The following is a 21,147-nucleotide window of genomic DNA, read 5'->3' as shown; positions in this document are numbered from 1 at the left end:
TGTCAAATCCACCGCAGCGATCCCATCGCGGGCAAGCCACGCTCCCACAAGGAATGGCGGCATTCTGGTTTACAAGCGTTCGATGATCGTCACGTTGGCCTGACCGCCGCCTTCGCACATGGTCTGCATGCCGAAGCGTCCGCCGCTGCGCTCCAGTTCATGCAGCAAGGTGCACATCAAGCGGGTGCCGGTGGCGCCCAATGGATGTCCGAGGGCAATCGCGCCGCCATTGACGTTGGTTTGTTCGTGGGGGTAGCCAGTCTCTTTCAACCAGGCCATGGCCACCGAGGCGAAGGCTTCGTTGATCTCCACCCGGTCAATGTCTTCGAGCTTCATGCCGGCGCGCTTGAGTGCGTAGGCGGTGGCCGGGATCGGCGCGGTGAGCATCCAGATCGGGTCTTCGGCGCGCACGCTCAGGTGATGGATGCGTGCCCGTGGCGTCAGGCCGTAACGCTTGAGCGCCGCCTCCGAGACGATCAGCATCGCGCTGGCCGCGTCGCAGGTCTGGCTCGACACCGCGGCGGTGACCCGGTCACAGCCAAACAGGAATTCCAGCTCGGCCATTTTTTCCAGGCTGGTCTGGCGCGGGGTTTCGTCATGCAGCACACCGGCCAGCGGCACGATCTCGCGGTTGAAGCGGCCTTGCTCGATGGCCTGCAAGGCACGTCGATGGGACTCAAGCGAATAGGCTTCAAGTTGTGCCCGGGACAGGTCCCACTTTTCGGCGATCATCTGCGCCGAACGGAACTGCGTTGGGGGTTGCGCGCCATAGCGCCGCACCCAGCCTTCGGAACCGCTGAACGGATCAGTGAAACCCAAGGGCTCGGCGGCGATCATCGCCGAGGAAATCGGGATCTGGGTCATGGTCTGCACGCCACCGGCGATGACCACGTCCTGAGTCCCGCTCATCACCGCCTGGGCGGCGAAGTGCACCGCTTGCTGGGACGAGCCGCACTGGCGATCGATGGTGGTGCCCGGCACCGATTGCGACAGGCCGGCCGCCAGCCAACTGGTGCGGGCGATGTCACCGGCCAGCGGGCCGATGGTGTCGACACAGCCGAAGATCACGTCGTCGTAATCCTCGTCGGGAATGGCATTGCGCTCGACCAGCGCGCGCAATACGTGGGCGCCCAGGTCGGCGGCGTGGATCTGGCTCAGACCACCTTTGCGCCGCCCGGTGGGCGTACGCAGGGCGTCGACTATGTAGGCTTCAGGCATGGTCTACCTCGGTGAAAAAATTATGATCAGGCGCCGATAACCTGTGGGAGCGAGCTTGCTCGCGATGAGGCCGGCACATCCAACATTGATGCCAGCTGACGCACCGCCATCGCGAGCAAGCTCGCTCCCACAGAGATGTAGTCACCCTTACTGACGGGTTAGAACGTACTGCCCGCACCCAGCGCAGGCTTGCCGTCCAGCAACACAGCGCGAATCCGCTCTTTGTGATGGCCGCGATCGCCCCAGACCTTGTCCAGCGCCCAGGCGCGCTTCATGAACAGATGCAAATCGACTTCCCAGGTGTACCCCATGGCGCCGTGGGCCTGGATGGTGTTCTTCGCCGCAAGCATGGCCGCTTCCGCCGTTGCCAGTTTGGCGTGGGAGACGAATACGTCCTGATCTGCTTGCTGCTCTGCGACCGCATAGGCGGCGCGATACAGTGGGCCTTTAGCGAACTCGATCTGCACCGCGACGTTAGCCATCAGATGCTTGACCGCCTGGAACGACCCCACCGGTTTGCCGAACTGCTTGCGCTCGAAGGTGTAGTCCACCGCCAGGTCGACCATGCGCTTGGCCAGCCCGAGCAATTGCGCGGCACTGGCGAGGGCGCCACGGTTGAAGGCAGCGGCCCACAAACGTCGGCCCTGTTCACCGCTGGCAACACAGGTGTCCGGAGTTGGCGTCCACTCGACCTGGTACAACTGACGGCTCGGGTCGACCGACTCGTTGCGGGTCAGGCGCACGGCATCACGCTCCAGGGCGTGCACTTCATCGCCACGGGCCAGCAACAGCAGATCGGCGACATGGGCATCGCTGACCAGCGGGTTGCCCGGCTCGGAAACCGCGAGACGCGCGCGGCCCTCGGCCACTCGCGACAGCCATTTTTGTTTGAGCGGGGCGTGTTGCTCATCCAGGGCGGCGAGCAACGGCACGCCGACCAGCATGGTGTCCACCAGCGGCTCAGGCAGACCGGCGTAACCGCATTCCTGGGCAATCAGCACGAAGTCCAGCTCATTCATGCCCATGCCGTCCTGTGCCTCGGGCACGGTCAGGGCGGTCAGGCCCAGTTCCACCAATTGCGCCCAGAGTTGCTCACTGCGCCCGCTGTCGCTCTGCCACAGTTCGCGAATGCGTTCCGGGGTAACTTCGTTGATCAGAAAGCTGCGGACGTTGTCCTGAAACAGCAGTTGGTCGCGGCTGAAACTAAAGTCCATGGTCTACTCCTCAGGCACGCGGCATGCCGAGCATGCGTTCGGCAATGATGTTGCGCTGGATCTCGTTGGTGCCGGCGTAGATCGGCCCGGCCTGGGCAAACAGGAAACCTTCCAGCCAATGGCCGACGTCACCGGCGGCCGGAGCTTGGGGCAGCAGTTCGCCACGCAAACCGAGAATGCTCATGGCGGTGTCGTGCATGCGCTGGTCGAGTTCGGACCAGAAGATCTTGTTGGTCGACGATTCCGGCCCGATCTTGCCGCCCTGCACCAGCTGCGAGGCGGTCATGTAGGTGCCCAGGGTGTAGGCCTCGGCATCGAGCCAGGCGCGCATCACTGCTTCGCCAATGGCCGGGTCGCGGTCGGCCTGCTCGCGGTTGGCCAGGTACAACTGCACCAGGCGCTTGGCGGTTTCCTGGAAACGCGCAGGCGAGCGCAGCAACAAACCGCGCTCGAAACCGGCGGTGGACATCGCCACGTGCCAGCCCATGCCTTCACCACCGAGGGCGTTCTCCACCGGCACCTTGACGTCGTCGAAGAAAATCTCGGCGAAACCCGGCAAGCCATTGAGCTGCGGAATCGGCCGCACGGTGATCCCCGGTGTGTTCAGCGGCAACAGGATGAATGTCAGGCCGTGATGGCGCTGAGACTGCGGGTCGGTGCGGAAAATACCGAACGCCCAGTCAGCCCACACCGCGCGGGTCGACCAGGTTTTCTGGCCGTTGATCACGTAGTGGTCGCCCACCCGCTCAGCCTTGGAGCGGATCGCCGCCATGTCGGAACCGGCGCCCGGCTCGGACCAGGCCTGGGCCCAGATGTCTTCGCCGGTGGCCATGCGCGGCAGGAATCGCGCTTTCTGCTCTTCGCTGCCGTACTCCATCAGGGTCGGGCCGAGCAGGAAGATGCCGTTCTGGTTGACCCGTGCCGGCGCCCCGGAACGGTAGTATTCCTCTTCGAAAATCAGCCACTCGATCAGGTCGCAGCCACGGCCACCGAGTTCGGTCGGCCAGGTGACCATGCCCCAACGGCCTTCATTGAGCTTGGCTTCCCAAGCGCGGTGCTCGGCAAAACCTTGCTCGGTGTCGAACGATTGCAGCGGTTCACTCGGTACATTGGCCGCCAGCCAGGTCCGCGCATCAAAGCGAAAGGCCTGCTGGGCCGGGGTATAGGTCAGGTCCATGGATATGCCTTCAGCCGTTGAATCGGGCATCGCGTTTCTCGACGAACGAGTCGCGTGCTTCCTGAGAGTCCAGTGAGCGGTAGGCTTCGAGGGTGAAGCCCTGCTCCCAGCGGTATTTGTCTTCCAGATTGCCGTCTTCGATGCCGCTCAGCGCTTCCTTGGCCAGGCTGATCATGCCCGGGCTCTTGGCGGCGATGGTGCGGGCGATCTGCAACGCGGCTTCGCGCAAGTCTTCGTGCTTGACCACCCGCTCCACCGCGCCCAGACGGTACGCTTCGGCGGCGTCGATGGCCTCGCCGGTGAAGTACATGTGGCGGACTTTCTGCACCGGGAACAACCGCTGCAAATGCGCACCGCCGCCCATGGCCCCGCGATCCACTTCCGGCACGCCGAAGGTGGCGCACTCGGACGCGACGATAATGTCGGCGGCGCCGCAGATGCCGATGCCGCCACCGAGCACGAAGCCGTGCACGGCGACGATCACCGGTTTCGGATTGCGGTGGATCGCCTTGAAACTGTCGTAGTTGCCCTTGTTAACGGCGACTATCAGGTTGCCGTCGGCGGCCAGTTCCTTGATATCGACCCCGGCGCAGAAGCCGCGCCCTTCGGCCCGGATCAGGATCACCCGCACCTCGGCATTGCGCCCCAGGCTTTCGATTTCGCTGGCGATATCGGCCCAGCCCTGACAGTTGAAGGCGTTGACCGGTGGCCGGTTGAAGACCAGTTCGGCAATGCCGTTATCGATGCTGACGCTAAATGGTTTCATGGTTTCCTTCCTTCACAATACATGGCCCCTTCACGACACACGGCGGCACAGTTCACCCAGGCGCACTTCGGCGTCGCGGACGATCTGTTCAATCAATTGGGCGCAGCTGGGCAAGCTGTCGATGGAGGCGGCGATTTGCCCGGCGGGCAAGACGCCCGCGGCCGGTTGCCCGTCGACCATGGCTTTCTGGATCACCATCGGCGCGTTGGCGGCCATGATGCTTTGCGCGGCGGTCAGCTCCCCGGCGCCGCGCATCTTCAAGGCACTGCCGAGCAACTGAGTCAGGCTCATGCCGGTGTGGCGGCGGTAGGCCAGGCCACTGCGCAATGCCAGCAACAGGCGCTTGAGGCCGCCGCTGTTTTCCAGCTGGTTGAGCAATTCGTTGCGGATCATCCGTTGCGGCATGCCGTCGATGGCGCGGCTGATGATGATCGCCGCCGGGTCCTTGACCGCCAGGTAACGGGCCAGGGTCGCTTGCGGCACCGGGCTGTCAGCGCACATCAGGAAACGCGTGCCCATGGCGATGCCCTCGGCGCCGTAAGCCAGGGCCGAGACCAGGCCCCTGCCGTCCTTGAAACCGCCGGCGGCCACCACGGGCACCGACACCGCATTGACCACCTGATCAAGCAGCATCGAGGTCGGCACGGAGCCGGTATGCCCACCGCCCTCGCCGCCCTGTACGGTCACCGCATCGGCGCCCATTTCCACGGCTTTCTGCGCATGCTTGAGCGCGCCCACCGTCGGGATGCACACCACGCCGGCGTCCTTCAGGCGACTGATCATTTGCTTGCCCGGCGAACGGCTGTAGCTGACCGCCCGGACTTTGTGGCGCAACACCAGCTCGACGATCTCGCCGGCATTGGCCTGGTACATGTGGAAATTCACCCCGAACGGCTGATCGGTCAGGCGCCGGGTTTCGATAATCGCCGCTTCCATCTGCTGCGGTTCGATGGTCGCCCCGGCCAGGAAACCGAAACCACCGGCATTGCCCGTGGCCGCCACCAGTTTCGGGTCGGCGACCCAGCCCATGGCGGTCTGGATGATCGGATAACGGCACCCGAGCAGTTGTGTCAAACGGGTATTCAACGAGATCGCCATGCTCACGCCTCGCCCGTTTTGCGCTGGGAACTGGCCATGGCCTTGGCGTCGTAGCCGCCGAGGCGGTCGCCGGACACCAGTTCGTTGTGGGCATGAGCGAAGTGATGCAGACCGAACACCATGTCCATGGTCGCGCGCTTGCCCATCAGGTCTTCGGCATTGTTCACCGCTTGCTTGCTCAGCTGCAGGCCCAGGCGCGGCATCTGTGCGATGCGCCCGGCGATGTCGAGGGTCTGTTGTTCCAGCTCGTCGCGAGCAACCACCCGATTGAGCATGCCCATCTGATAGGCACGCGGTGCCGGCATGCGCTCGCCGAGGAACAGGAACTCCTTGGCGATGCGCGGATTGAGTTCATGCACGTGGGCGAAATACTCGACCCCGGGAATGCCCATTCGCACCACCGGATCGGCGAAGTAAGCATCCTCGCTGGCGACGATCAGGTCGCAGACCCAGGCCAGCATCAACCCACCGGCAATGCACGCGCCCTGGACCATGGCGATGGTCGGCTTGGGCATCTCGCGCCAACGGCGGCACATGCCCAGATAGACTTCCTGCTCACGGGCATACAAAAACTCGCCGCCCGGTTTGTTCACATGGTCGTACCACAGGCTGGCGCGGTCGAACGTCTTGTCGACGTCGCGGCCCGGGGTGCCGATGTCATGCCCGGCGGAGAAATGCTTGCCGGCGCCACGCAACACAATGACCTTCACTTCATCGTCATCGCAGGCCCGGCGAAACGCCGCGTCCAGCGCATAGGTCATCTGCGAGTTCTGCGCGTTGTGGAACTCGGGGCGGTTCATGGTGACAAGGGCCACCGCGCCACGCACCTCGTACAGCACCACCTCGGCCTGATTGTTATCGTTATGTTCAGCCATCACTTTTCTCCGCAACGCGTTGCTCAGCGTTGGCCTGGCGGGTTGTCTTTGAGTTGCAGGGCGCGCAGGTTGTGCGGGTCCAGACGCTGGATCAGCTGCAACTGCTCGGCCGTCGGCGCGGCAGTGGTCGGGCAATCGTCCGGCACGTGCAGCTCGAAGCCGGTGTTGTCCTGGACTTGCGCCGCCGTCACGCCGGGGTGCAGCGAACGGATGCGCATCTGCCGTTGCGGGCCCTGGAAATCCAGCACGCAGAGGTCGGTGATGATCAGGCGGATGTCGATGTCGTTCAGCGACCAGCCCCGTGCCAGTCGGGCCGGGTTGTAGCCGACCGAGGCGACCATATCGACCTCGCCTTCGACGAATACCCGGCGGTTGTGGCTCGGCACGCAAAACGAGTTGGCGTGGCTGATCGAGTTGCCGGGAAAACCGCGTACACCGAGCATCTGCGCCTTGGGTTTGACGTAGTCGCCGATGCAGGAAATGTTGGCCTGGCCAAAGCGGTCGATCTGGGTCGGGCCCACCAGGGCATGGCGCTTGCCGCCCCAGACGTTGTCGAAAATCCGCGAGAAACCCATCCAGCTGTCGCGCTTGGGTTCATAGCCTTTGCGCGCGCCCAACGGCACCGGCTCGGCGACCATGTAGGCTTCGGAGTCGGTCATCAGCAGTTGCGGGTTGCTGGTCAGCATGGCCAGCGAAGCGGCCAGACGCGGAATCACGCCGATGCCGGAAGCCAATACTTCGCCGTCTTCGCGCCAGGCTTCGGAGGCCGCGCAGATCATCAGTTCGGCGAGGCTGTAATCAGTAGTGCTCATCGGAAGGTTTCCTTAGAAAATCGGCAACGGCAGTTCACGGATCGCAGCCAGGCCGCCGACCTTTTCCAGATACTGTTCGTGGGTGCAGTCGACGTAGTCGCGGACATAGCCCTGCCAGCCATCGGCCGCCTGGACCGTGGCGTTGTAGGCCTTGAAGTGCGCGACGTCGAAACCGTACAGCGGCGCGCACGAAGACGGATGCGCCCCGCCCGGCACATGGGCCACGGCGGTGGTCAGGTTGCGTTCCCAGAACACTTGATGCGCGTGGGCGCTGTCCTGATGGAAATACTCGCTGTCGACCAGCTCATCGCAGGTCACGTAGCTGTGGGTCGCGGCCCGCACGAACAGGTCGTCCATGTAGTGATCCGGACCGCTGATCTGGCACACGCCGCGTGCATCGGCACGGTCGACGTGCACCAGCGCCGCGTCGAGCTTGAGCGCCGGCATCGCCACCCAGTCCTTGCCATCGGCATAGGGCGAGGCGATCAACTTGATCTGGCGGTTGTGGCGCAACACATCGGTGCCCAGGCCCACCGCCGTCGGAATGAACGGCACATTCATCGCCGCCGCGCGCAGACCGAGCAGCAGCATGCCTTCGTCGATCTCCATCACTTCCAGCGCCGCTTCCTGGCGCGCCTTGCGGAAGTACGGTTCCAGCGGAATAAAGTCCAGGGAAACGAAGGCGAACACCAGTTTCTTGATCTTGCCGGCCGCGCAGAGCATGCCGACATCGGCACCGCCGTAGGCAACCACGGTCAGGTCCTTGAGGTCCGAGCGCAGAATCTCGCGCACCAGCGCCATCGGCTTGCGCCGCGGGCCCCAGCCACCGATACCGATGGTCATGCCGTCACGCAGTTGGCCGACGATCTCGGCGGTGGTCATTTGCTTGTCCATCGTCATGTTCCTCATTGGCGACCGACACTGAAGTCGTGGCCCCAGTGGCTGACCACGGTGCTTTCGAACGGCGTGTGGCGGTCCCAGTCGACCACCAGGCCATCGCAGCCGTATTCCAGGTCAAACCCGGACGGGGTCTTGATATAGAAAGAAATCATCTGGTCGTTGGTGTGCTGACCGAGGGTGGCCGACAGCTTCACGCCATTGGCGTGGACTCGGTCCAGGGCGCGGCCGACTTCGTCCAACGCGTTGACCTCGACCATCATGTGCACGCAGCCGTGGGGCATCGGGCACTCGAAAATCGCCAGCGAGTGGTGGCGGCCGTTGTTGCAGTGCAGGAAGTGAATACGCTTTTGCGGCTCGGCCGGGTCCGGGGTGAAGCGGACTTTCATCAGGTCCGACAGGCCAAAACCCAGCACCTGTTCGTAGAAGTCGCGGCAGCGCTCGAAAGCAGGTGCCGGCAGCACTACGTGGCCCATGCCCAGTTCGTTGGTAACGAACCCTTTGACGCCTACCGGCGAGACGAAACGGGCGAAGTCCTGCAACGGGCCCCAGAAGATTTCGTGACGGTTGCCATCCGGGTCGCTGAAGTGCACCAACTCCTGGACCTTGCGCAGCTCGGCCTCGGCCGCGGTGCCACGGGTCACTTGCACGTCGGCCTGTTGCAACTCGCTGACCGCCTGTTCCAGCGCCGCCTTTCCGGCCACTTCCCAGCCGCAGGCACCGAAGCCGTTCTCGGCGTTCTTCTGCACCAGGATGCGGTAGTGGCGCTCGTCCATCTTCAGGTACAGGTGCGCGTCGTCATCAGATCCGATGACCATCATGCCCAGCACCTGGCTTGCGTAGTGGCGCCATTGCGCCAGGTCGCTGGATAACAGGGTGACGTAACCCAGACCACGGATATCCATGGATGCACTCCTCGTTTTTCTCAGGCGGTGCCGCCCTTCGGCGACTGCCGGGGGAGACTTTATGTAGGGCCTATTCAAACGGGTTCGGGGAGGGGCAACATCGTCCAATGGGACTAGCGGAAATGATGAGGTACGCACATCAAAACTGTGGGAGCGGGCTTGCTCGCGAAGGCGGTGTGTCAAGCAACATGAATGTTGAATGTGCCGGCCTCTTCGCGAGCAAGCCCGCTCCCACAGGGGGGGGGTTGCGGGTTTATGCAGCTGGTTCGATTTGATCGAGCACGCGATTCGCGGTGATTTCGGCGAGCATTACGCTATTGGAAATACCCAGCAGTGCATTACGGTCACCGCCCTCCAGATGATCCACCAGTTGATGCACCATCACATCCACCGAGGCCAACGTCTCGACGAGATAGACCACCAGGGTTTCGGTCGTAGCGTCAGGGTCGACGGTAAACAGTGTGCTGATTGTTCGAGGAGTGGCTTTGATGTCGGCTGTCGAGGGGAAGTGGTAAGCGAGGGCAGGCTCGGCGGCCTCGTTGAGTTTTTTGGAATCGGGCTCGTACGGGGATGCCGGATCGGTGTCCGGCGGGTTTGGCGTTACCTTGAACATTTACGACTCTCCAATAATTTGGAGCCGTCACCGACTTGCGACTAAACGAGAGGTGGCAGCTGTACGCAGGTTAGTCGACCGGGGAGAATCGAAACCGGCGCGCCCAAAGGCGCCCTGCGCACAGCTACCATAAAGTGCAGGTATGAAATGACCTGACTGTCTGGATGCAGATGCGCTTCGATTGACCACGGGCGACTAAACCCGATCACTGATGGGCAGTGACGCGAATCAAGTTACCGAGCGGCCCCAAGGCGCACAAGCCGGCGGATTCTGGCGTACCTGTAGGCAACGACGCAAGGCGGTGTAGCTTTCATCAAGTAACACTGACAGCCGTTAAACAGGCTTCGTTTAACAACCCAAAAACCTGTGGGAGCGAGCTTGCTCGCGATGGGGCCATACCACTCAACATCGATGTTGAATGCAAGACCGCCATTGCGAGCAAGCTCGCTCCCACAGGGGGGGGTATGTGATGGTCAAGATTAGTGCAGGCATAAAAAAACGGGCCTTGGGGACCCGTTGGAAAGTGGGCCTGACGTCCGTGCCAGGCCTGAAATACGTTCAACTGTAGGAGCGAGCCTGCTCGCGATGGTCGCCAACGATAACGCTGCAAGCCTGGCACCCCACGGCGTTCTCAGGTTTATCGCGAGCAGGCTCGCTCCTACAAGGGGTATGCGGTGTTCATGCGTTTAGCGTCAACTATCACGCCTTGCGGAAATGCGGAATCACCTTCTCGCCAATGTTCTTCAAGGTCTCCAGCTGCGCCCACTGCGGCACGGTGCCCATCTGGCAGATGAACAGGATTTCGTCGGCGCCGGCATCGATCAGGCGCTGCACGTAGCCGATGCAATCCTCGACGGTGCCGTAGGCGTGGTTCGGGTTCATCATGGCCATGGTCGGGTCGGAGAAGTCGACACTGACTTCTTCAGAGGCGAAGCGCGACTTGATCACGCTCTGGCCATTGCCATCGACGAAGGTGTCGTCCTTCCACTTCTCCGGATCCGGACGCTCGCCACCGCCGTACCAGTAGCCCAACGACTCCATGAAGTAACGCTGGCCACGGATACCGATGCGGCGCGCTTCTGCGTTGTCGTCCAGCACGATGGCCGGGCACAGCGCGGCAATGTGACGGTTAGGGCGGAAGCCCACTTGCTTCTTTTCATCGCGGTTGTCGTAGGCCGTGTGATACACCTCAACCTTCTTGGCGATCTCTTCCGGGCCACCAAAGCCCAGCACCAGCGCGCCCATGCCGCGACCGCCGGCATTTTTCAGCGACTCGGTGTTGGTGCACGCCAGGTACATCGGCGGGTGCGGGTCCTGATACGGCTTTGGATGGATCGGACGCTTGGGGATCTGCACGAAGTCGCCGTTGTGCTCGATCTCGTCCTGCACGAACATTTTCGGAATCAGGTACATCATCTCGTCGATCTGCGGCTGCAAGGTCGCCAGGTCGTAGCCGAAGGTGCCGGCTTCCTGCTGGGTACCGCCCTTGCCCACGCCAAAGTGCACACGGCCCTTGGACAGCAGGTCGAGGGTGGCGATGCGTTCGGCGACCTTGACCGGGTGGTTCATCGCCGGAGGCAGGCAGACCACGCCGTGGCCGATACCGATGCGCTCGGTTTTACCGGCCACGAAAGCCAGCATGGTTTCCGGCGCGGACATGTGCGAGTAGTTGCTCAGCGCCGTGTGTTCCACGCACCAGAAAGTGTCAAAACCCAGCTTGTCGGCCAGCACGGCCTGCTCGACGGTGTCTTCGAAAATCTTGCGGTCGCCTTCGCGGCTGGAGTCCACCGTCTGGGCTTCGTAAATCAGGGAAAATTTCATGGTTGATCCTTGTGCTTATTTGGATGCGCAGTCGGCGCCGTAGACCTTCGCCTTACCGCCAATGCTCGGGCATCGGCGGGGCGCTCGAATCACGCAAACGGACTAGCCCGATTCATAGAAAAGAGCTGTACGCCAGCGTCAGAGGAAAAAGTCGCTGCTGTCCTGCCCCATGCTGACCCCGCCGAGGTTCCAGGCGTACTTGGCCGGGCTGTTGGCGACGTGGGCGCGACCGGTGTGAATATCACGGAACGCTCGGTTGATCGGATGGCTGCGGAAGATCGTCGAAGCACCGCTGTTGAACATCAGGTCACCAGCGGCCTTGGCGCACTTGTCGGCCACCAGCGCCGAGTCGTAACGCATCTTCACCCGCTCGGGCATGCTCAACGGCTCACCCTTCTGCGCGCGCTCCAGCATCAGGGCGAAGTTGCGATGCAGCACGGTCTTGCACTCATCGACGCAGACCATGGCGTTGGCCAGCGCCGATTGCGCGGCCGGGTCCTGGACCATCTTGCGACCGTCATTGACCCCGACCCGGGCGCGGTTGTGCTCGACAAACTGATCCACCGCGCCTTGCAGGGCACCGATGGCCGAGGAGGAAACCGCACGCACGAAAATCTGCCCGAATGGCAGGCGGAACAACGGCGCGGTGTTGACCGCATTGCCCGGACTGTTCTGCATGAAACCATCGAGGGCGCGATGGGTGCGGTACTCGGGAACGAAGGCGTTTTCCACCAGAATGTCGTGGGAGCCGGTGGCTTCCAGGCCCATGACGTTCCAGTTGTCGAGAATCTGGTAGTCGCTGCGCGGCACCAGGAACGTCCGATAATCCGGCGCACCGCCCGCCTCTTCCGGCGGCACCAGCGCACCGAGGAACGCCCACTCGCAATGCTTGCTGCCGGAGGAAAAGCCCCAGCGACCACTCAATTTGAAACCACCCTCGACCCGCTCGACCTTGCCCACCGGCATATAGGAAGAGGAGATCAGCACGCTGGAATCACTGCCCCAGACATCCTGCGCGGCGCGGTCGTCGAACAGCGCCAGTTGCCAGTTGTGGATCGCCACCACCCCCAGTACCCAGGCCGAGGACATGCAGCCTTCGGCAAGGGTCATCTGTACGTCGAAGAAATCCTTGGGCTCCAGCTCATAGCCTTCCCAACGGGACGGTTGCAGGATGCGAAAAAACCCGGCGTCCTGGAAATCCTTCAGGGTTTCTTCGGGCAACTGGCCTGCTTGCGCGGCATTCAGGGCACGTTCACGCAGGATCGGCACCAACTCGCGGGCACGTTGGCTCAGACGCTGGCGAATCAGGTCTTGGTTGAGCATTTTTATTGTTCTCCTTTGTTCACCCCATCCGCCGGGGCGCGCGTGCAACGGGGCGGATGTAGCGCCCCTACACTGGCATTCAAACAATGCGCAACGCAGGGGACATCCCTCAAACGGACCATGTGGGATTGGGGAACTGGTCTTTGGCGGTGTATCTGGACGGGATGTGTTGCTTGGCAGGCTGCCATCGCGAGCAGGCTCGCTCTCCGGTCTCCGGTTTTACTCGGGACTTGTGGCCACTGAAGATCCCTGTGGGAGCGAGCTTGCTCGCGATGGCTATATGGCAGGCGACATGGATTTTTGAGGGTGTACATATCCGTTGCTGCGGTAACGGCCGCTTAGGGTTCCGCCCTTACGGCGGGTCACTTGGAAAAGCCCCAAGTAACCAAGGGCTCTTGCCCCTTTCGTTCGGTGCCTCGCCTAGGCTCGGCATGCCCTCGCTCCGGTCCTGCTCCGTGGGCCCGCCGCCATCGGCCATCCATGGCCGGGGGCGGCTAACCCGGCATCCATGCCGGGTTGCCCACTGCGCAGAACCTCCACTCGGCCTCACGAGGGGGCAAGAAGATCAAAAGCCAAAGCCAAAGCGAGGCGGCCTGCTGGCCGGCCTGATCGCAATTGAACGCGTTTCCCTGTAGGAGCGAGCTTGCTCGCGAAAAACGCCAGGACAACGCGGGCATTCAGGCAGCACGCGTTATCGTTGACGTCCATCGCGAGCAAGCTCGCTCCCACAGAAGAGCAGAGCAAAAGCAGAGCATCCCGCACCACCGCGTCGCTTCTCACCACTCATCAGGCCGAGCGTTAGCTCGCCTGCAGCTTTTGATCTTGATCCACCCGCCCCCTCGGCAGGCTGAGTGGAGGTGTTCATCCGGGGATTGGCGCGCAGCGCCGTTCGACGCAGTCGAACACATCGCATGTAGGTGCCAGCGAAGCCAACCGGAGGGCGATGCCCCCGGATGAATGCCGGAGCGAAGGAACCCCGAGCCTCAGCGAGGGGCCGTACGTTCGGGGCGAGACTTTTTGGTTCCTTTTGTGTCGTTTGACAAAAGGGACTCGCCGTAAGGGCGAAACCGCCAGCCGCCGTTACCGCAGAAACGGATATGTACTCAATCAATCAAGAGCCTGGTCGGCCCAGAGGCCGCCAAGGCCTAGTCCCCTCGGACGATGCTCCAGACAAGAGCCAGAGCAAGAATCCATCGCACTCCCCACCCAACAAAAAAGGCCCAGTGCGATGAACGACGTCAATCTCAAAGCCGACATGCTCCAGGCCATGCGCCGCCTGGCCAAGTCAGTCACCATTATCAGCACCAGCAACGGCACCGAACGCTTCGCCATGGCCGCCACGGCCGTCGACTCGCTGAGCACCGAGCCACCATCGCTGCTGATCTGCGTCAACAAGACCGCCTCGCCCCACGCCGCACTGGCGACCGGCGCCGACTTCTGCGTCAACATCCTCGGCGTCGAACAACAAGACCTGGCCAACCTGTGCAGCGGCGCGATCAAGGGCGAAGCACGTTTCGACCGCGGCAACTGGCTGACCAGCCCCGGCGGCATTCCTTACCTGGGTGACGCACAGTCGGCGATCCTCTGCCGCCAGGACGGCCACTTCAGCTACGGCACCCACACCGTTTTCATCGGGCGCATCCTGCAGATCCACACCACCGCCGAAATCACCCCGCTGGTCTACCTCGACGGCAGCTACACCACCACCGCCAAACCCGCACCCTCTCTCGCTGCTGCTGGCTGAGGCCCGAACATGGACAGCCTGAACGGGTTGACGGCGTTGCGAGTAAACAGCGCCGACCAGTTGCCATGGGATGACCGTTGCGACTTGCTGATCGTCGGGTTTGGCGGTGCCGGCGCCTGTGCCGCCATCGAAGCCAGCACTCGCGGCCTGTCAGTGCTCGCACTGGATCGCTTCGAAGGCGGCGGCGCCACGGCGCTCAGTGGTGGCGTGGTGTACGCCGGTGGTGGCACGCCGTATCAGCGTCAGGCTGGCTATGAAGACACCAGCGAAGCCATGTTCAATTACCTGCGTCAGGAAGTCGGCGAAGCCGTCAGCCACGAGACATTGCGCAATTTCTGCGACGGCAGCCGCGAACAACTGGCCTGGCTGGAGCGACAGGGCGCGGCGTTCGAGGCCAGCGTGCCGCCGCATAAAACCTCGTACCCGAGTGACCAGTACTACCTCTATTACTCCGGCAACGAAGCCGTGCCGGCCTATGCCGCCAGCGCCAAACCGGCACCCCGTGGCCACCGCACCAAAGGTCCGGGCATGTCCGGCGCCAGCCTGTTCGCCCCGCTCAAGGCCAGCGCCTTGCGTCACGGTGCGCGCCTGCGCAGCCAGTGCGAAGTGCGGCGACTGGTGCTCGACCTCGACGACAAGGTCATCGGCGTCGAAGCCTGGCAGTTGCCTTCCGGCAGTCGCGCAGCCCGACAACATGCGCGTCTGTCGCGCTGGGCCGCCGCCATTCATATGTACGCCCCCGCATTGGCTGACCGCTTGCGCGCCCGTCAGCGTCGCATCGAGCAGACCAGCGCCATTCGGCAATTGATTCGCGCCGAACAGGCGGTGCTATTGAGCAGCGGCGGTTTTATCTTCAATCGCGACCTGGTGCGCCAACACGCGCCGCAGTACCTGGCCGGGTTGCCCCTGGGCGCCACCGGCTGCAATGGCAGCGGCATCGCCCTGGGCCAGAGCGCCGGTGGCAGCGTGGCGCGGATGGACAAGATCAGCGCGTGGCGTTTCATCAATCCGCCACTGGCCTGGGCCCGCGGGCTGATCGTCAATGCCCGCGGACAGCGTTACGCCAACGAAGAAATCTACGGCGCGACCCTCGGCCACGCCATGGTCGAAGAACAAGACGGTCGCGCGATCCTGGTGCTCAACCGTGAGCTGATGCGCGAAGCGTTGCGTCAGGTGGGCCCGGGCAAGGTGTGGAATTTCCAGCGCCTGCCGGTGCTGCTCAATCTGCTGTTCAACGCCAAACGCAGTAGCAGCCTGGCCGGGTTGGCCAAGCGCTGCAATCTGCCGCCGGAACTGCTGCGCCAGAGTGTCGAACGCTATTCCCGCGCGGCACGGGGTGAGGTCGCCGACGAGTTCGGCAAATCCGCCGCGATGCTTGCCAACCTCGACCAAGGCCCTTGGTACGCCCTCGACCTGTCCTTCGACAGCAAACTCTTCCCCTGCCCGGTCATCACCCTGGGCGGGCTGAAGGTCTGCGAGGACAGCGGTCGGGTTCTGGACCACGCCGGCCAGCCAATAAACGGTCTCTACAGCGCCGGCCGCAATGCGGTCGGGGTCGCTTCCAACCTGTATGTCTCCGGCCTGTCCCTGGCCGACTGCATTTACTCCGGTCGCCGGGCTGCCGCCCACGTGGCCGACCAATTCGCACTTCAAACCGCACGATCAGGAGAACAACAATGCAACGTGTAGAAGGCAAAGTCTGCATCATCACCGGCGCCGCCAGCGGCATCGGTCGCGAAGACGCCCTGCTGCTGGCCCGCGAAGGCGCCAAAGTAGTACTGACCGACCTCAACGAAGAGGCCGGTCGCCAGGTGGCCGCAGAAATCGGCGCCAACGCGCTGTTCATCCGCCACGACATCGCCAGCGAAAGCGATTGGCAACAGGTGATCAAGACCACCGTCGAACACTTCGGCCGTCTCGACGTACTGGTCAACAACGCCGCGATCCTGGCCCTGGGCAGCATTGAAGACACCACGCTGGAGCTATGGCAGAAGGTGCAGAAGATCAACGGCGAAGGCTACTTCCTCGGCTGCAAGTACGCGATCCAGGCGATGAAGGAAACCGGTGGTGGGTCGATCATCAACATGTCGTCGGTGGCCGCGTTGGGCGCGATGCCGATGTTCTGCGCTTATTCGGCATCCAAAGGCGCGGTGGCGGCGATGACCCGTTCGATTGCCCTGCACTGCAAGCAGCAGGGTTACCGCATCCGCTGCAACAGCGTGCACCCCGATGGCGTGAACACACCGATGACCCAGGCCCTGGCCGGTGGCCAGCCGATCCCGCAGGAAGCGCTGGACCAGGACCCGATGAACCGCATGGCCGCGCCACGGGACATTGCCAACGTGGTGCTGTTCCTGGCCACCGACGAGTCGCGATTCGTCAACGGTGCCGAGATCCGCGTCGACAACGCCCAACTGATCAGCAGTCTCTGAGGTCGAGGTGAACATGGGCACGCAACAACAGAACCTGACCCCGGCCGAGCACACGACGGCAAGCGTCTCATTGCAAGTGTGCGCGGTGATCGACGAGACCCTGGATGCGCGCTCGCTGGTGCTGGACGTACCGCCAGCCCTGCGTGAGCGCTTTCGCTACAAACCGGGCCAGTTCCTGAGTTTTCGCGTGCCCTTCGCCGGCAAACTGTTGACCCGCTGCTACTCCATGGCCAGCTCGCCCCTCGCGGACGCGCTGCCCAAGGTCACGGTGAAACGGGTCGACGGTGGCCGGGTGTCGAACTGGATGAACGAAGTGCAGGTCGGCGACTGGCTGGAAGTGCTGCCACCGGCCGGGCATTTCTGCCTGGACCCGCAGGCGGACACCGAAAAGCCCCTGGTCTTGTTCGGGGGCGGCTCGGGCATCACCCCGGTGTTTTCCATTCTCAAATCGGTGCTGCACAGCAGTCGGCGACCGATCAAGTTGATCTACGCCAACCGCGATGAGGCGTCGGTGATTTTCAAGGACGAGCTGTGCCAGCTGATCAAGGCGCATCCTGATCAACTGCACGTGGTGCACGTCCTCGATTCGGTGCAGGGTTTTTTGACGGACCATCAGGTCCGTCATCTGCTGCGCGGATCGGCCGGCGGCGACTACTTCATTTGTGGGCCGGGACCGTTCATGGACACCGTGGAGCGCACGCTGCTGGCAGTGGGCGAAGCGGCCGAGCGGATCCATGTCGAACGCTTCGTCTCGCCGCCGGACCCCGATGAACTGCTGGCCGAAGAGGCCGTGGCACGGGCTGCGGCCATGGATTCACAATGCGAAGCGCTGATCGTCGAGCTCGATGGTCAGCAACACGAAATTGCCTGCAAACCCGGCGACACCCTGCTGCAAAGTTGCAAGGCCGCCGGTCTGGACGTGCCGTCGTCCTGTGAAGAAGGTTTTTGCGGGGCCTGCATGTGCGTGGTCAGAGAAGGTGAAGTCCAGTTGGCGCGCAACGACGTCTTGACCCCAAAGGAACTCGCCGACGGCTGGACACTGGCCTGCCAGAGCCGCCCGACCGGTGCCCGCGTGCGCCTTAAATTCCCCGACTGAGACCCTCCCCCCCCTGTAGGAGCGAGCATGCTCGCGATGGTCGTCAACGATAACGCGGGGTATCTGAATACCCGCGTTGTCAGGGCATTTTTCGCGAGCATGCTCGCTCCTACAGGAAGGCATGATCAAAGGCGCTCTGTCGCCTTAGTCCCAATGGACGATCACCCAGGCCGGGTCTGCGGTTAGACTCGACCACAGCATTAGCCCACAAAAATAAAGAGGTGCAGTTATGGCTCGTTTGCAGAATAAGGTCGCGGTGGTCACCGGCGGCGCTTCGGGTATCGGTCTGGCCTGCGTGCGCCGTTTCTCGGCCGAAGGCGCGCAAGTGATTGGGCTGGACATCGGCAGCGCACCGGCAGACTTTCCCGGCCTGTTCATGACCCTGGACGTGCGCGACGAAGCGCAGGTGCAGCAGGTCATGCAAGAAGTCATCAGCCGCTTCGGGCGCATCGACGTTCTGGTCAACGCCGCCGGCGTCGCCGACCAGGGCAGCGTGACCCAGACCACCACCGCCAACTGGCAACGGGTGATGGACATCAACCTGACCGGCAGCATGCTCACCAGCAAATACGCGCTGGCGTCGATGGTTGAACAACGCAATGGCTCGATCATCAACGTCGGTTCGATCTTCGGCCTGCAAGGCTGCGACGGCAACGTGGCCTATAACGTGTCCAAGGGCGGCATCAACCAGCTGACCCGCTCGATGGCCATCGACTACGGCTACGCCAACATTCGCGTCAACGGTCTGTGCCCCGGCCTGATCGAAACGCCGATGACCAGCATGGTCCGTGACAATGACGCGTTCCACGCCTTCTTCGCCTCGCAGCACATGCTCAGCCGCTCCGGGCAACCGGAAGAAGTGGCCAACGTCGCGCTGTTCCTGGCGTCCGACGAAGCCTCCTTTGTCAGCGGCCAGATGATCGCCGTGGACGGTGGTTTCTCCGCCGGTCGCCGTTTCGCCCCGCCCGCCCAGTAATTCGCAATCCGGCCGGGCGCCCTGCCCGGCCTACTCCCTTTTTCGTACTTGTCTTCTAACCGGGGAGGCCCCATGCCGCCTGTCGCCACCGCACTGACCATCGCTCAACTGTTCGCCAACGCGGCCCAGGCCTACGGCGACCGCCCGGCCATCGAGGACGCGGGCCACACCATCAGCTACCGACAACTGGACCAACTGCGCCGCCAGGCTGCCCGCGCACTGCTGGCCCTCGACGTACAGGTCGGGGACCGCGTGGCAATCTGGGCGCCGAACGTGTGGGAATGGATCGTTGCGGCTGGCGCCCTGCAGAGTGTCGGTGCAGCCCTGGTGCCGCTCAATACCCGGATGAAGGGCAGCGAGGCCGGCTACATCCTGCGCGAAAGCGGCGCCTGCGTACTGTTTGCCATCGGCGAATTCCTCGGCGCGGACTACCCCGGCATGCTGACGTCGGAAGACCTGCCAGCCCTGCGCCACATCGTCAGCGTGCGTGGTGCCAATTCGGGCACCCTGGCGTGGAATCGGTTTATGGATCTGGCGGCCGATGTGCCGCAACTGGCCTTGCGCACCCGCGAACAGAGCGTTGGCCCGCAGGCCTTGTCCGACGTGTTGTTCACCTCGGGCACCACTGGTAAACCCAAAGGCGTGATGACCAGCCACGGCCAGAACCTGCGAATCGTGCGGGACTGGAGCGATATCGTCGGTTTGCGCGAAAGCGATCGCTACCTGATCGTCAATCCGTTCTTCCACTCCTTCGGCTACAAGGCCGGCTGGCTGGCAGCGCTGATGCGTGGCTGCACCCTCCTGCCGCAGCAGGTGTTCGACGTGCAGGCCGTGCTCGAATGCGTGCAGCGTGAACGCATCACCGTGTTGCCCGGGCCACCGACGTTGTATCAGTCGTTGCTTGCCCATCCGCAACGCAACGAATTCGACCTGAGCTCCTTGCGCGTGGCGGTGACCGGGGCGGCAGCGATTCCGGTGGAGATGATCCACCGCATGCGCGACGAACTGGGCTTTGCCACCATCGTCACCGCGTATGGCCTGACGGAAGTCTGTGGGTTCGCCACGATCTGCCGTTCCGGTGACTCGGCGGAACTGGTCGCCAACACCAGTGGCCGGGCGATGCCGGGGGTGCAAGTGCGCTGTGTCGGTAGCAGCGGTCGCAGCCAGCCGGCCAACATTCCCGGTGAAGTACAGATTCGCGGCTACAACCTGATGCAGGGCTATCTCAACAACCCCGAAGCCAGCCAGGAAATTCTCGACGCCGACGGCTGGCTGCACACCGGCGACATCGGCATGCTCGACGAACAGGGTTACCTGCGCATCACCGACCGCCTCAAGGACATGTTCATCACCGGTGGCTTCAATGTGTACCCGGCGGAGATCGAACAGTGTTTGCTGACCTATCCGGGCGTGGCCCAGGCAGCGGTGATCGGGATTCCCGACGAACGCTTGGGCGAAGTGGCGATGGCGTTTCTGCTGCCTGCTCCGGGTATGGAAATCGAGCAAACCCGATTCCTCGCCTGGTGCCGTGAGCAGATGGCCAACTACAAGGTTCCGCGTCGGGTGCAGGTGCTGCAGAAGATGCCGATCAATGCGGCGGGGAAAGTGACCAAGAATGTGTTGCGCGAGTGGGCATTGCAGCCAGTCGACTAAACACAATCCCTGTAGGAGCGAACCTGCTCGCGATGGTGTGTCAGTCGACATCAATGCAACTGATAGACCATCGCGAGCAAGCTCGCTCCCACAATGTTCGAAGATGTACACAAATTTCGAGTCCGACACAGCTCAACTGTGGGAGCGAGCTTGCTCGCGATAGCGTCAGGTCAGTCGACATGGATGTTGGCTGACACTCCGTCATCGCGAGCAAGCCCGCTCCTACAGTGTTCGAGGGTGTACACAGGTTTCGAGTCCGACACAGATCAACTGTGGGAGCGAGCTTGCTCGCGATAGCGTCAGGTCAGTCGACATGGATGTTGGCTGACACTCCGTCATCGCGAGCAAGCCCGCTCCTACAGTGTTCGAGGGTGTACACAGGTTTCGAGTCCGACACAGATCAACTGTGGGAGCGAGCTTGCTCGCGATAGCGTCAGGTCAGTCGACATAGATGTTGGCTGACACTCCGTCATCGCGAGCAAGCCCGCTCCTACAGTGTTCGAGGGTGTACACAGGTTTCGAGTCCG

General features: G+C 62.8%; 18 protein-coding genes. 6 read left to right on the top strand and 12 right to left on the bottom strand.

The window, feature by feature from the left end; all coding sequences use genetic code 11:
* Positions 1–69: 69 nt before the first annotated feature.
* The 12 genes from AC1RP7_RS12440 to AC1RP7_RS12385 all read right to left on the bottom strand — a co-directional run bounded on the left by AC1RP7_RS12440 (position 70) and on the right by AC1RP7_RS12385 (position 12,719).
* Positions 70–1,218: an acetyl-CoA C-acetyltransferase gene (locus AC1RP7_RS12440; protein WP_057714080.1), complete on the bottom strand. Its 1,149-nt coding sequence runs from the start codon at positions 1,216–1,218 to the stop codon at positions 70–72.
* A 158-nt stretch (positions 1,219–1,376) separates the two neighbouring features.
* Positions 1,377–2,432: an acyl-CoA dehydrogenase family protein gene (locus tag AC1RP7_RS12435; protein ID WP_493180736.1), complete on the bottom strand. Its 1,056-nt coding sequence runs from the start codon at positions 2,430–2,432 to the stop codon at positions 1,377–1,379.
* Between the two features lie 10 nt (positions 2,433–2,442).
* A complete protein-coding gene (locus AC1RP7_RS12430; protein WP_057714078.1) occupies positions 2,443–3,609 on the bottom strand; it encodes an acyl-CoA dehydrogenase family protein in 1,167 nt (388 codons plus the stop codon).
* Between the two features lie 10 nt (positions 3,610–3,619).
* Positions 3,620–4,375, bottom strand: a complete 756-nt coding sequence (locus tag AC1RP7_RS12425) for an enoyl-CoA hydratase family protein (RefSeq protein ID WP_493180735.1) — start codon at positions 4,373–4,375, stop codon at positions 3,620–3,622.
* Between the two features lie 30 nt (positions 4,376–4,405).
* Positions 4,406–5,473 (bottom strand): NAD(P)H-dependent flavin oxidoreductase, encoded by a 1,068-nt coding sequence (locus tag AC1RP7_RS12420; protein WP_057714076.1) that lies wholly within the window; start codon positions 5,471–5,473, stop codon positions 4,406–4,408.
* A gap of 2 nt (positions 5,474–5,475) precedes the next feature.
* On the bottom strand, positions 5,476–6,348 hold the full coding sequence (locus tag AC1RP7_RS12415) for an enoyl-CoA hydratase (protein ID WP_046043072.1): 873 nt from the start codon (positions 6,346–6,348) through the stop codon (positions 5,476–5,478).
* Between the two features lie 23 nt (positions 6,349–6,371).
* Entirely contained in the window at positions 6,372–7,160 is a 789-nt protein-coding gene (locus AC1RP7_RS12410; RefSeq protein ID WP_218496128.1) for a CoA-transferase subunit beta, read from the bottom strand.
* A gap of 12 nt (positions 7,161–7,172) precedes the next feature.
* Positions 7,173–8,054, bottom strand: a complete 882-nt coding sequence (locus AC1RP7_RS12405) for a CoA transferase subunit A (protein ID WP_057714073.1) — start codon at positions 8,052–8,054, stop codon at positions 7,173–7,175.
* An 11-nt stretch (positions 8,055–8,065) separates the two neighbouring features.
* On the bottom strand, positions 8,066–8,962 hold the full coding sequence (locus AC1RP7_RS12400; RefSeq protein WP_223503380.1) for a VOC family protein: 897 nt from the start codon (positions 8,960–8,962) through the stop codon (positions 8,066–8,068).
* Positions 8,963–9,215: 253 nt separating this feature from the next.
* Positions 9,216–9,575 (bottom strand): DUF6124 family protein, encoded by a 360-nt coding sequence (locus tag AC1RP7_RS12395; RefSeq protein WP_154861394.1) that lies wholly within the window; start codon positions 9,573–9,575, stop codon positions 9,216–9,218.
* A gap of 699 nt (positions 9,576–10,274) precedes the next feature.
* A complete protein-coding gene (locus tag AC1RP7_RS12390; RefSeq protein WP_102672755.1) occupies positions 10,275–11,396 on the bottom strand; it encodes an LLM class flavin-dependent oxidoreductase in 1,122 nt (373 codons plus the stop codon).
* A gap of 138 nt (positions 11,397–11,534) precedes the next feature.
* Complete coding sequence (locus AC1RP7_RS12385; RefSeq protein WP_493180734.1) at positions 11,535–12,719, bottom strand: acyl-CoA dehydrogenase family protein; 1,185 nt, start codon at positions 12,717–12,719, stop codon at positions 11,535–11,537.
* Positions 12,720–13,947: 1,228 nt separating this feature from the next.
* Between AC1RP7_RS12385 and AC1RP7_RS12380 the strand changes: the two genes are divergently transcribed.
* The 6 genes from AC1RP7_RS12380 to AC1RP7_RS12355 all read left to right on the top strand — a co-directional run bounded on the left by AC1RP7_RS12380 (position 13,948) and on the right by AC1RP7_RS12355 (position 20,620).
* Positions 13,948–14,463 (top strand): flavin reductase family protein, encoded by a 516-nt coding sequence (locus AC1RP7_RS12380; protein ID WP_057714069.1) that lies wholly within the window; start codon positions 13,948–13,950, stop codon positions 14,461–14,463.
* A gap of 9 nt (positions 14,464–14,472) precedes the next feature.
* Positions 14,473–16,152, top strand: a complete 1,680-nt coding sequence (locus tag AC1RP7_RS12375; RefSeq protein ID WP_090456733.1) for an FAD-binding protein — start codon at positions 14,473–14,475, stop codon at positions 16,150–16,152.
* Positions 16,140–16,895, top strand: coding sequence for a glucose 1-dehydrogenase (locus AC1RP7_RS12370; protein ID WP_090456735.1), 756 nt, complete (start codon positions 16,140–16,142; stop codon positions 16,893–16,895). The genes AC1RP7_RS12375 and AC1RP7_RS12370 overlap by 13 nt, the downstream gene beginning before the upstream one ends.
* A gap of 13 nt (positions 16,896–16,908) precedes the next feature.
* The gene (locus tag AC1RP7_RS12365) at positions 16,909–17,991 is read left to right on the top strand and encodes a ferredoxin--NADP reductase (protein ID WP_057714066.1); all 1,083 of its coding nucleotides are present in this window, start codon (positions 16,909–16,911) and stop codon (positions 17,989–17,991) included.
* A 229-nt stretch (positions 17,992–18,220) separates the two neighbouring features.
* Complete coding sequence (locus AC1RP7_RS12360; protein ID WP_090456739.1) at positions 18,221–18,967, top strand: SDR family NAD(P)-dependent oxidoreductase; 747 nt, start codon at positions 18,221–18,223, stop codon at positions 18,965–18,967.
* Positions 18,968–19,039: 72 nt separating this feature from the next.
* Positions 19,040–20,620 (top strand): FadD3 family acyl-CoA ligase, encoded by a 1,581-nt coding sequence (locus AC1RP7_RS12355; protein WP_493180733.1) that lies wholly within the window; start codon positions 19,040–19,042, stop codon positions 20,618–20,620.
* The last annotated feature ends 527 nt before the right edge of the window (positions 20,621–21,147 follow it).

Source organism: Pseudomonas sp. GW822-FHT01E03, assembly GCF_058802985.1.
Note: the sequence above shows the minus strand (reverse complement) of the source record. Positions and strands in the feature narration are given on the sequence as shown.